The sequence below is a fragment of the Paenibacillus sp. 7523-1 genome, assembly GCF_002276415.1.
Taxonomy (GTDB): Bacteria; Bacillota; Bacilli; order Paenibacillales; family Paenibacillaceae; genus Paenibacillus; species Paenibacillus illinoisensis_A.
Genome location: NZ_NPBR01000017.1, coordinates 148,530 through 160,068 on the forward strand (window position 1 = coordinate 148,530; position 11,539 = coordinate 160,068).

10 protein-coding genes are annotated in these 11,539 nt (G+C 46.1%); 6 read left to right on the plus strand and 4 right to left on the minus strand.

All coding sequences use genetic code 11. The features are described 5' to 3' along the window. The first annotated feature begins 53 nt into the window (after positions 1–53). Positions 54–860 (plus strand): MurR/RpiR family transcriptional regulator, encoded by an 807-nt coding sequence (locus tag CHH60_RS19250; protein WP_255248004.1) that lies wholly within the window; start codon positions 54–56, stop codon positions 858–860. Here the strand turns inward: CHH60_RS19250 and CHH60_RS19255 are convergent. Together CHH60_RS19255 and CHH60_RS19260 are read right to left on the minus strand one after the other, a co-directional pair. Continuing rightward, positions 857–1,843, minus strand: coding sequence for a Gfo/Idh/MocA family protein (locus CHH60_RS19255; protein ID WP_095360852.1), 987 nt, complete (start codon positions 1,841–1,843; stop codon positions 857–859). The genes CHH60_RS19250 and CHH60_RS19255 overlap by 4 nt on opposite strands. 30 nt (positions 1,844–1,873) lie before the next feature. Beyond that, positions 1,874–2,884: a Gfo/Idh/MocA family oxidoreductase gene (locus CHH60_RS19260; protein WP_095360654.1), complete on the minus strand. Its 1,011-nt coding sequence runs from the start codon at positions 2,882–2,884 to the stop codon at positions 1,874–1,876. A gap of 19 nt (positions 2,885–2,903) precedes the next feature. Between CHH60_RS19260 and CHH60_RS29880 the strand changes: the two genes are divergently transcribed. From CHH60_RS29880 to CHH60_RS19270, 3 genes are all read left to right on the plus strand, one after another. Further along, positions 2,904–3,041, plus strand: a complete 138-nt coding sequence (locus CHH60_RS29880; RefSeq protein WP_176476126.1) for a hypothetical protein — start codon at positions 2,904–2,906, stop codon at positions 3,039–3,041. A gap of 82 nt (positions 3,042–3,123) precedes the next feature. Further along, entirely contained in the window at positions 3,124–4,410 is a 1,287-nt protein-coding gene (locus tag CHH60_RS19265; protein ID WP_176476127.1) for a DUF5050 domain-containing protein, read from the plus strand. A gap of 148 nt (positions 4,411–4,558) precedes the next feature. After that, positions 4,559–6,187 (plus strand): helix-turn-helix domain-containing protein, encoded by a 1,629-nt coding sequence (locus CHH60_RS19270; RefSeq protein ID WP_176476128.1) that lies wholly within the window; start codon positions 4,559–4,561, stop codon positions 6,185–6,187. Positions 6,188–6,276: 89 nt separating this feature from the next. Here the strand turns inward: CHH60_RS19270 and CHH60_RS19275 are convergent, their stop codons facing one another. Further along, positions 6,277–6,852, minus strand: coding sequence for a GbsR/MarR family transcriptional regulator (locus CHH60_RS19275; protein WP_095289047.1), 576 nt, complete (start codon positions 6,850–6,852; stop codon positions 6,277–6,279). 494 nt (positions 6,853–7,346) lie between these two features. Here CHH60_RS19275 and CHH60_RS19280 point away from each other — a divergent pair, with 494 nt between their 5' ends. Next, positions 7,347–8,576 (plus strand): quaternary amine ABC transporter ATP-binding protein, encoded by a 1,230-nt coding sequence (locus tag CHH60_RS19280; RefSeq protein ID WP_095289046.1) that lies wholly within the window; start codon positions 7,347–7,349, stop codon positions 8,574–8,576. After that, positions 8,542–11,130, plus strand: coding sequence for a glycine betaine ABC transporter substrate-binding protein (locus CHH60_RS19285; RefSeq protein WP_095360657.1), 2,589 nt, complete (start codon positions 8,542–8,544; stop codon positions 11,128–11,130). Before CHH60_RS19280 ends, CHH60_RS19285 begins: the two co-directional genes overlap by 35 nt. Positions 11,131–11,309: 179 nt before the next feature. Here CHH60_RS19285 and CHH60_RS19290 read toward each other — a convergent pair whose 3' ends face one another. After that, positions 11,310–11,522, minus strand: coding sequence for an Imm17 family immunity protein (locus CHH60_RS19290; RefSeq protein WP_095360658.1), 213 nt, complete (start codon positions 11,520–11,522; stop codon positions 11,310–11,312). Positions 11,523–11,539 lie beyond the last annotated feature (17 nt).

An 11,539-nucleotide genomic window follows, 5' to 3' on the forward strand; every position in this document is an offset into this window, starting at 1 on the left:
AAACGACAGGTTATGATAGGGAGACATGCACTTAGGGATGACCGCAGAGAGGAATGGAACGAACGATGGAATACAGTCTGCTTCAGAAAATGAAATATGCACAGCAACTAACGGCACAGGAGAAGCATATTGTGGACCACATTCTGAACAATCCCGAAGTTGTTTTTGAATCTACGGCTCATGAACTGGCTCAAGCCACTTTTACAAGCTCATCAACCATTGTTCGTTTATGCAAAAAGCTGGGTACCACAGGGTACCCAGACTTTCAATTAAAGCTTGCCCTCGATTATCAGCGGGCTCCTGCCACGCTTCCACCTGCGGATCATCCCTTTACCGAACTGGAGGATGTACGTTCCGCGATGGATTCCGTACCTTACCTTTATCATCAGGCATTGGAGGAAACACGCCGTCTGCTGAACGTTTCTGTGTTGCAGCGAATCGCCAATTGGGTGAAGGAGTCCGGCCGGATTGATATCTACGGCAGTGGTATGAACTACTATCTTGCACAGCAGGCCTGCACCAAGTGGAATGAACTGGGCATCTCCGCTATCGCGCACAACAGTCCGAATATGCATTATCTGAACACGATGAACCCCAATGTATCCACACTTTCCTTCGTCATTTCACATACCGGGGAGAATCAGTCGATGGTTGATGTCGCCAAAATTCTGAACGGGAAAAACAAGACCGTCATTGCGATCACCGGCAATAACCATTCCAGCTTGTCCAGACAATCTACCGAAACTCTGCTCAGCTATGGCTACAATGAACAAATGAGGCTTTCCAAAATGTCCTCTATGGTTTCTGTACTTTATATCTTCGATGTCCTGTACATGAGCAGTATTCGTGACAGCTATTAAACCCGATCGGCAGCAAAGACAATCCCCGCATCCTTGCGCGCTTCTGCCAATATGTTCATCACAGATTGACTGTGGCTGAGGAGCTCATAACATTTCGTGTAATCCTTATTGTTATAGATAGTTCTGAAGGCTTCCCATTCGTAATAAAGCCAGTTTGACTGTGCCTGCACATTGATGATCTCCAAGGGCTCCTGCCCAATCTGGACCTTAATTTCCTGACACCCGTTAGCTCCTCCCACAACTTGAATATACCCCTTCTCTCCCTGGATCAGGACAAAATTCATGCTGCTGGAATCTTTGCATCCCACACACTCCGCAATAAATTCGGGATACTTTAGAACCACCACCCCTGATGTATCAATTCCATTGACGTGTCGGTTGGCCGTATAGGATATGGTTTGCGGGCTGCCAAACATCTTCATGACAAAATGAAGGTTGTAGATGTTGATGTCCATCAGTGCACCACCGGAGAATTCGGGATTAAATACATTTGGTGTCTCCCCGGCAAGCAGCTGATTGTATTTACTTGAATACTGGCTGTAATTGCACTGAATGAACCGAATATTCCCCAGTTTGGACAGCTGCTCCTTCACCTTGTTGTAATTAGGAAGATGGATATTTGAGATCGCCTCAAACAGGAACAGATTATTTTCCCGGGCCAGCTCAATCAGCGTTTGGGCTTCCAATGCCGTTGATGTAAATGGTTTTTCACAGACGACATGCTTGCCATGTTGAAGCGCCTGATAGGCCTGCTCATAATGCATGCTGTTGGGTGATGCGATGTAAATAAAGTCCACATTCGGGTCAGCATAGAGTTCGTTCAGATCCGTGTAGATGGTCTGCACTCCATATTTGTCTGCAAGCGGCTCTGCTGTTTTCCTTTTGCGGGAGTAAATGGCTGTACAACTCACTCCATCCACTTCGTTGATTGCCGATAAAATGGCATCCACAATAAAGCCTGTCCCAATCGTTGCTATATTCATCATTGTTCCACTCCTCTTCTTTATATCCATTCATCTAGCCTTTTTCGCAGCTTCGACTCCATCATGCAAAATATCCAGTACATATAACACTTCATGATCCTTGACGGGCTTCTCACCGTGATGACGGATAGCCTCAAGCAATTTCTCATATAACATGCCGTAGTCGGTCACTTCAGACGGTACGTTCTCCGTATGGGACTCCCCTTTTTCATCCACATAACTCAAAGTTCCCCAATTCGTTTCGGGTTCAATGTCATAGGATACCGATGTTGGTCCGGCTCCGTTTTTCGATTGATGACCACTGCTGTACTTCACAAAACTGCCCCGGTCTCCGTGTATGATAAATTTCGGATGTTCGATTTTGACAAGCAGGCTGCACTTCATGGTTGCTTTCATCCTACCGTACCGGAAATCAATATCAATGTAGTCATCCGATTCCCCAGGCGCCACCAGACTTCGGACATCATAGTCAATCCGGTCTGCTTCACCATATAACGAGATTAGCTGATCAATCGTATGCACGGCCAGGCCATGCAATAACCCAAACCCTTTGGGAGTGTACTGAGGATGAAAATAATCATAGTGGGACTGGATCTCCACAATATTGCCCAGCTTGCCGCTCTCAATCACTTTTTTCAAAGTAAGAAAGTCCCCGTCATACCTCCGGTTCTGGTTCGCCATCGCGATAAGATGTTTACGTTCTGCCAGTTCAAAAATCTCCTTGGCTTCAGCCGAAGAAGAGGCAAACGGCTTCTCAACCAAAACATGTTTGCCATATTCCAATGCCAATTTGGCGTATTCAACATGACTGTCCACATGAGTCGCAACAACAATCAGTTCGATATCCGGATCATGCAGTATATCATTAAGAACTGTAGTAAACGCAATCTCCGGGTAATAGCTTTCTCGTTCCGTGTCACCCACCCGGTCTTCCTCACGTCGATAGATTGTCTTCACCTGGATCTGCTCTCTTCCCTCCAGATAAGGCAGATGATAATTCACTACGGCATTTCCAAATCCAATGATAGCGATCTTCAACATATGGGATCACTCCTCTACTTTGGTTAAGCGCAATGTTATCATGCAGCAGACTCGTGGTGAATGCTTTGGAGAAGGAATGGCCGCAACATTCGAAAATGGATTCAAGGCTTGGGATAGCGTGAAATTCAATTTCAAAATGTGGGCATCGGGCAGCTGAGATATAACAATTTTTCCCTAGTTTACCGATATAATTTAAGAAATGAACTACATACATATGGATGAAGGGTGTCGATGGAGACATGAGCAAATGGTTTACAGGCATGCAGCGCAAGATCAGTACTTTCCTGTTGTTTACACTGATCACTGCAGCAATATTGGGTGGAGGTAATGCAGCGCAGGCAGCTTCCCTCAATCAATCTACGGTGTATTACGATTCGGACGGTGTATTGTACAAAGTATCCGGGGATGGCAGCAATACGACTGAAGTTTTACTTGATTTTCAGGGTGTGGACCTTGTAGCAGCAGGGTCTCACCTCTACTACACTTCAACTGAAACTTCCACAACACTGCTTCGGGTCCCCAATGACGGATCGCGCGATATCCCCGAGACGTTTGCAACCGACGTTCTGCGTTACGATACGGATAACGGATTCATATATTACATGGATTCCAAAGGTTCGATCTATCGTGCGAGTGGTGATGGTGAGCCAACTTCCGTTAAAAAAATCGCAGACAAAGCAGATACGGATTTCCCGCTTCTCGCTGTCATTAAGGGCCGCGTTTATTACAACGCCCTCGTTAACGGCAATACCTGGATCGTCTCCAAAGCTACAAATGGCAGCGGAACGGTACAACGAATTGCTGAGGGCGCAGTTGAAAGCAGTTATTTTATGAATCCGGCGAAAAACAAACTGCAACTGCTGGTTAACACCAATCCTTATGAAACCTACTACTCCACCAATGCAGTGGTCATGTACGCCGTGAACTACAGTACAGGCAAGGCAAGTGCTGTAAATCCAAAAGCCAAGCTGGACGTGAATGCAGTATATTCCGGTGGCTGGGGCAGCTCGTTTTACGTGTATAACAAAGGAATCAGCCTGGACAGCAACAAAGATTACAACTACGCAACAGGCAAAGCATTTGCCCTTACCACTTCAGGCAAGACATTCCAGCTTCATAGCAAAAGTATTAGAGAAGTAAGTGCACTTGGTACAGACAAGGCAGTTATCATTGATGCAGGTAAAAAAGCGTACGCAAAAACCGTATCTGGCAGCAAGGTCACCAAAACGACCAATCTAAATTTGAGTAACGTCAATTACGTTGGGGATCAGCTGACCAATGGCACAGCAACACTTGCCTACATTTCTGGCGACAATGGCCTCTACGCTGTAAGTTCGGCGCTCAAAGTAACCAAGCTGGTCGGGGATGAATGGGACACCTTCCATTTCAGAGATGATGTACCAGGCATTTTCTACATTAACGCGAAAGACCTCTATCGTTTGTATCATATCCAGGCGAATGGCTCAGGTAATAAAGCGTTAAGCGAAGTATTCCTGGACGACATTCTGTTGGTAACACCAAACTAAGCCTATACAAGATAAAGAGGATTACTTTGCAGCCCTGCGGCTCCGGGTATCCTCTTTTTTATATGTTCACAACTATTTTTGAAAAACGTCTTCCATATGAGAATGATAATTGTTATCATTAAGAAAATGAGACAAAAGGATGGTCCGTATGAATGAACAGCTTCCCTTCATTTCTGAAACGTCAACTCTACCACTCCTCTCTTCCATGTGCCGTGTACGCCGTGGGGAGAATTTCCGTGTGCATGGCAAGACGGTTTCCCGGCCTATGCTGTGTCTTGTTTTGCAAGGAGAAGGTGTCCTCATTCTTAATGATCAAATACATAAAGCCCGTGCCCATCAACTATTTGTACTGGAAGAGGGGACCACGATTGAGGCAGCCTCCCGCTCCGGTATTACGGAATGTATTCTCTTATCGATGAACACAGTCCAGTTGAAGCAAGTACGTGGTGAATGGAAGATGATTTCTGATCCCTGCCTACCCTTCCAATGGTCAACGGGTCCTATGCCTGTTCGTCATGAGCAGCAGATGGTCGCGCGCATGGAACAATTATATACAGCCTATCAGGGCGTTCAGCAGGAACATTTTATTAATATACACACGCAGCTCCACGAATTGTTGCAGTACATTTCCGAGAATCGTCTAGAAGCCAATCATGAGAAAGTCGACCCTGCCCTGGAGCGAAGCATTATGTATATGCACCGATTCATGGGAGAAGGCATAAGTATGGACCAGCTGGCCAAGATCGCCGGCCTGACTCCGAGCTCATACTCCCGCAGCTTCAAGAAGGCCAAAGACATGTCACCAACAGATTACCTGAATCGACTGCGGATTGAAGAAGCCAAACAACAATTGCAGCAGGATCCATGTTCCATCAAAGATGTCGCTGAATCTGTAGGTTATGGCAATGAGTATTATTTTAATCGCAAATTTAAACAAGCTGTCGGTATCTCACCCAGTATATATATGAAGAGAGAACAATTACGAGTCGCAACGGCTTCCGTTTCGGGCCTGGAACATAACTTGTCTTCCCTAGGGCTAGAAGCGATTGCGACGCTAAACGGGTTCACAGATCAGGAACTGAGCGAGAACGAACACCAGCATAAGCTCACATTGCAACTCAACAAGCTTCGCCAATCCAAGCCTGATCTGATTATTGCCGACACACATCATGAACCCTATTACGATAAACTGAAAAGTATTGCGCCAACCGTCCTCCTTGAACCTGTTCAGGACTGGAAACAAATTCATTCCCGTATGGCCGAGCTGGTTGGACGGGAAAAACAAGCCTTGGATCATTTCAAACAGCTTGAATTCAGAACGCTGGATGTGGGCAAACGTCTGCAGCAGTTTTTTGACCATGAACGGGTTACACTTGTGGAGGTTAAGCCTCCGATGATCCGGCTTCAGGGAACGATCAATCATCCCCTGAGTGATTTGTTGTATACCGAGTTGGGGCTGCAACCAGCACAGATTGCTCCGCCAGAACACCAGTGGGTGGATTATCCTGCTGAGCGCATTCCTTTGCTGGATACGGATCACTTGTTCATTCATCGTCTTTCCATGCATCCAGCCAGTGAAAAACTGCTGCGGCGATTAAAACAGACGTCTTCATGGAATCGTTCGCCTGCTGTACTTGGTGGCAATGTACATGATATTTCAAGTTGGCTGATGATGAGCTGGACACCTTCAGGACGACACCGGATCATGGATGAACTTGTACACCTTGCAGAACAGCACTCGGCCCTCTCTCATGCCGGGCTGATCGGGCAATTCTAATGCATATTGGAATGAAATCTGATTTTTTTCTTCATTATAATACACAGCAAAAAGGCGCCTCCAATAGGAGAGCGCCTTTTGGGTTCTGCTTAAGAGTTATCTTGAATCTCTTCTCGCGGAACCAGTTTATAAATTTCTTCATCTTCCATGGTGTCGATCAGTCGGTCCAGCCATTTGTAATATGCTTCCGCCTGCAACACTTTATTTTTGTCTACCTTTAGAATGTGAAGAAGTTCGGCATCTGCTTGCTCGTCCAGGTCCTTAATCAAACGATTCAGCTCCTCAACGGACTTGCGCAGCACCTGAAGGTTACTCTCCACAGCTTTTCTCCATTTAATCGCAAAATAATCCGTAAACGTCTGATGCCAGTCATACTCCACTTCATATAGGTCTTTGCGGGAGCCCTTGCTCCATACCTTATTTACCATCTTCAGATCCAGCAGTGTACGTACACCGGTACTCATGCTCGTTTTGCTCATTTCCATTTCCCGGCCCATATCGTCAAGGGTCATTGGTTTGTCTGCAAAAAAAAGCAATCCATATAAGTGTCCCGTGGACAGCGTAACGCCGTATAGATCCATATTACGTCCGATAGCTTCAATGACGCGTTTACGGATTCTAAGAACGGTTGCCTGCTGTTCTTCTTGTAAATGGTCCAAGCCCATGCTTGCAACCTCCATTCTGAACATTCCCAGTCTTGGCACAAATAATTGCAACCATACAAGATCCTGCTTACATGGGAAAGCATCCGGCCGGACATCCTATATGCCAGAGGGCTTTCGTTCACCCAATGTATGAAAATGGAACCTTACCAGGTTGCATCTGCCTACGACTATCTTTAACCAAAAAACAGCTTAAATTAGCTCATTGTCTATTGTAGGAAAAGCAATATCAAATGTAAAGCAGCCTTATTAGGCAGAATAAGGAGTAAAACAGAGCATTCGGACGGAAAACTTTGTACAGTTTTTACTGTACAAACATTATGTACTGTTTATTCAGTTGATATACTGGTTAAGTATTGATACAATACAAAACGTTACCCAGAAAGACGGGAAGCGAAGCAACAATTACCGGATTTCGTGGCTGGGCGCACAAGTGTATGGGCTTGTGGATGCTGAAAGCCGTTCGAAGTGCACAACACATCAGAAGGGGTGAAAACATGACCATACTTGAAGTGAAAAATGTAAGTAAACTGTTTGGCCCCCAAACCGAGCAAGGTCTGCAATTACTGGAGCAAGGTTGGGGAAAAGAAAAGTTGGCCAAAGAAAAACAGATAACGGTTGGTGTCAACCGGGTCAACATGGAAATTAAGCAAGGTGAGATTTTTGTCATCATGGGACTTTCAGGAAGTGGTAAATCCACACTGGTTCGAATGTTCAATCGACTGATTGAACCAACATCCGGTGAGATTCTCGTTCATGGCAAGGATCTACGTAAAATGAACAAAGAACAATTGCGCGAAGTACGCCGGAAAACAATCAGCATGGTATTTCAAAAATTTGCGTTGTTCCCGCACCGTACCGTTCTTGATAATGTGGAGTATGGACTTGAAGTCCAAAAGGTGGACAAAGCTGTTCGCCGGGAAAAAGCGAAAACCTCACTTGAACTGGTTGGCCTTAAAGGCTGGGAAGATAAGATGCCAGATGAACTGAGTGGTGGTATGCAGCAGCGTGTCGGCTTGGCTCGTGCGCTAGCCAATGACCCGGAAGTACTTTTAATGGATGAAGCGTTCAGTGCACTAGACCCACTGATCCGCCGGGATATGCAGGATGAACTGATTGAGCTTCAGGATAAAATGAAAAAGACGATTATTTTCATTACCCATGACTTGGACGAAGCGCTGCGCATCGGTGATCGTATTGCCCTCATGAAGGACGGCGCTGTCGTGCAGATCGGTACTCCGGAAGAAATTATGATTCAACCGGCCAACTCTTATGTGGCCCGCTTCGTCGAAGACGTGGATTTGTCCAAAGTCCTCACTGCATCACATGTTATGCGGCGTCCTGAAACAATTACGCTTGACCGTGGTCCTCGTGTTGCCCTCGAATTAATGCGCGAACGTGGTATTTCCAACCTGTTTGTCATTGACCGTTCGAAGAAATTGCTTGGTGTCATTACAGCAGATGATGCGTCCCGCGCGATGCGTGAAAATAAAGTGTTGAACGACATTCTGATCACGGACGGGCCGACTGTGGCGCCTGAGACCCTGATTCATGAATTGTTCGAAATGGTAAGTTCAGCCCACGTGCCTCTCGCTGTTGTAGGTGAGAATGGCCGTCTGCAAGGTGTTATCGTCCGCGGTGCCCTTCTGGGTGCGCTTAGCGGTGAAGTTGCAGTAAAGGAGGAACTTGTGAATGATTCCCAAAATACCACTAGCATCGTGGATTGAATCCATCGTTGACTGGATGAGCTCCTCGCTCTCCGGATTGTTTAATGTAATCTCTGTTGTTATTCAGGAAGTTGTTGGATTTTTCTCAGGGCTATTTATGCTCCCCCATCCGCTCCTGTTTATTGCGATATTGGGTGTTCTAGCGTTCATCGTGGGTCGCCTCCCATTGACACTATTTACGGTTATCGGATTCTTGCTCGTGGATAACTTGGGATACTGGTCCCAATCTATGGACACACTCGGTCTGGTTATCACTTCAGGACTAATCTCCATTCTGATTGGTGTTCCGGTCGGTATCTGGCTGGCATACAGCAAAACTGCAGCACGCATTATTACACCGCTGCTTGACTTCATGCAGACAATGCCTGCATTTGTCTACTTGCTGCCTGCGGTTACATTCTTTAGTCTTGGTGTTGTTCCAGGTGTTATCGCCTCCGTTATCTTCGCGATTCCGCCAACCATTCGTCTGACTCATCTGGGGATCAAACAGGTTTCTGGCGAACTGGTTGAAGCCGCGGATGCATTTGGTTCGACTTCCATGCAAAAACTGTTTAAAGTACAGCTTCCACTCGCCTTGCCTACGGTTATGTCGGGTATCAACCAAACAATTATGCTGTCGCTGTCCATGGTTGTCATTGCATCCATGATCGGTGCACAGGGTATTGGTGCGGAAGTATATCGTGCGGTAACACAGCTTCAAATTGGTAAAGGTTTCGAAGCAGGTCTTGCTGTCGTGGTACTCGCGATTGTACTCGACCGTTTCACGCAAAATCTGTTTATGCCTGGTCGGAAAAAGACCTCTCGTGTATCTTCTAAACAGAAAGCTTGGATTACCGCAGCAGCTACACTCGTGGTGCTGGTTGCAGGTTTCTCCCAATACTTCACGGGCGGGACTACTTCTGCCGGCGGTAACAACACAGCAGCCAATGCTGTAGGTGAAGAAGTCAATTATCAGATTATTGGTATCGATCCAGGGGCTGGTATCATGAAGTCCGCTGCCAAAGCGATCGAAGACTATAAACTGACTGACTGGACTCTTATTGAAGGTTCTGGTGCAGCCATGACGGCTACGCTGGACAAAGCGATCAAAAATGAGGAACCAATCATTATTACAGGTTGGACTCCGCACTGGATGTTCAACAAATATGATCTGAAATATCTGGAAGACCCTGAGAAATCTTTCGGTGATGCGGAAGAAATTCATACCATTGCACGTAAAGGTCTGAAGGAAGATCACCCTGTTGCTTACGAATTCCTGTCCCGTTTCCAATGGACATCGGAGCAAATGGGTGAAATGATGACTGCTATTCAGGATGGCACATCCCCGGAAGAAGCAGCTAAAGCATATGCTGAGAAACATGCAGATCAGATTGCTGAGTGGACCAAAGGTCTGACACCAGTGAACGGTGATGCATTCAAACTTAGCTATGTGGCTTGGGATTCCGAAATCGCAAGTACCAACCTGCTGAAATATGTGATGGAAAACAAACTGGGTTATAAAGTTAATGCTCTGCAAGTCGAAGCCGGACCGATGTGGACCGGGGTTGCTTCAGGCGACGTAGATGCTTCTCCGGCAGCTTGGCTGCCACTTACTCACGCTGACTACTGGGAACGTTACAAAGACCAGGTGGATGATCTCGGAGCCAACATGACAGGTGTACGTACCGGTCTCGTTGTTCCTGCATACATGACGGACGTGAATTCGATTGAAGATCTGGAAACTGGTGCTGCTTCCTCCGCCCCAACGGCTAATGCTAACGTTGGAGAGGAAGTTAATCACCAGATTGTTGGGATCGACCCAGGTGCAGGTCTTATGAAGGCCACCAAAAATGCCATTGAAAATTACGAATTGTCCAACTGGAACCTGATTGAAGGCTCCGGAGCAGCGATGACTGCTTCGCTGGACAAGGCCTATAAAAATAAAGAGCCAATCATCGTTACAGGCTGGACTCCGCACTGGATGTTCAATCAGTATGATCTGAAGTATCTGGATGATCCCGATTTAATTTTCGGTGATGCCGAAGAAGTTCATACTGTAGGACGCAAAGGGATAAAAGAAGATCATCCCGTTGCCTATGAATTCTTCTCTCGTTTTAATTGGACTGCAGATCAAATGAGTGAGATCATGGTCGATATTCAAAAGGGTGTTTCCCCTGAAGAAGCTGCCAAATCTTATGCAGAAAAGCATCCGGACCAAATTGAAGAATGGACCAAGGGATTAACCCCTGTTAAAGGAGACAACTTGCGTCTTGGTTATGTTGCATGGGACTCGGAAATCGCAAGTACGAATCTGCTGAAATATGTGCTTGAGACGAAACTTGGCTATACAGTCAAAGCACTGCAAGTTGAAGCCGGACCGATGTGGGCAGGCTTGGCAGCAGGTGATATCGATGCATCTCCAGCCGTTTGGCTCCCGCTTACACACGGGGATTACTGGGAGACCTATGGAGACCAGATCGAAGATATAGCGGTCAGCATGACTGGCGTAAAACAAGGTCTGGTTGTTCCAACTTACATGGATATCGACTCAGTTGAAGATTTAAAAGATAATTAAACCATTTTGAGATGGTTAAACCTGAATATGGTAAAAAGACTACCGAAATTTTCGGTGGTCTTTTTTATTTGCTGCTTTTTCTGGAAATTCGAGCAAGCTGATTTCATTTAAGGCTAGATCTTATATGAGATGTACTTCTAATGGAGCTATGTAGGTATACTTTGAACTAAACAACTAGCTTATCCGATAAGTAACAATAACACACCAATTGTAATGAGCACTACACCCAAAACGCCATACACTACCCTCGCTGCCTGTCGCCCAATCGTTTTCACGAAAAGTCCTGCCTGAAAGGTATTCATGAACCAATCCCAATTTTTCATACCGCCCAACATGCTGAAAATCCCTGCGATTATGGCAACCAATGCAAGCAAGATCGGTTGATCCTGCATATCATCACCCCTTCCAA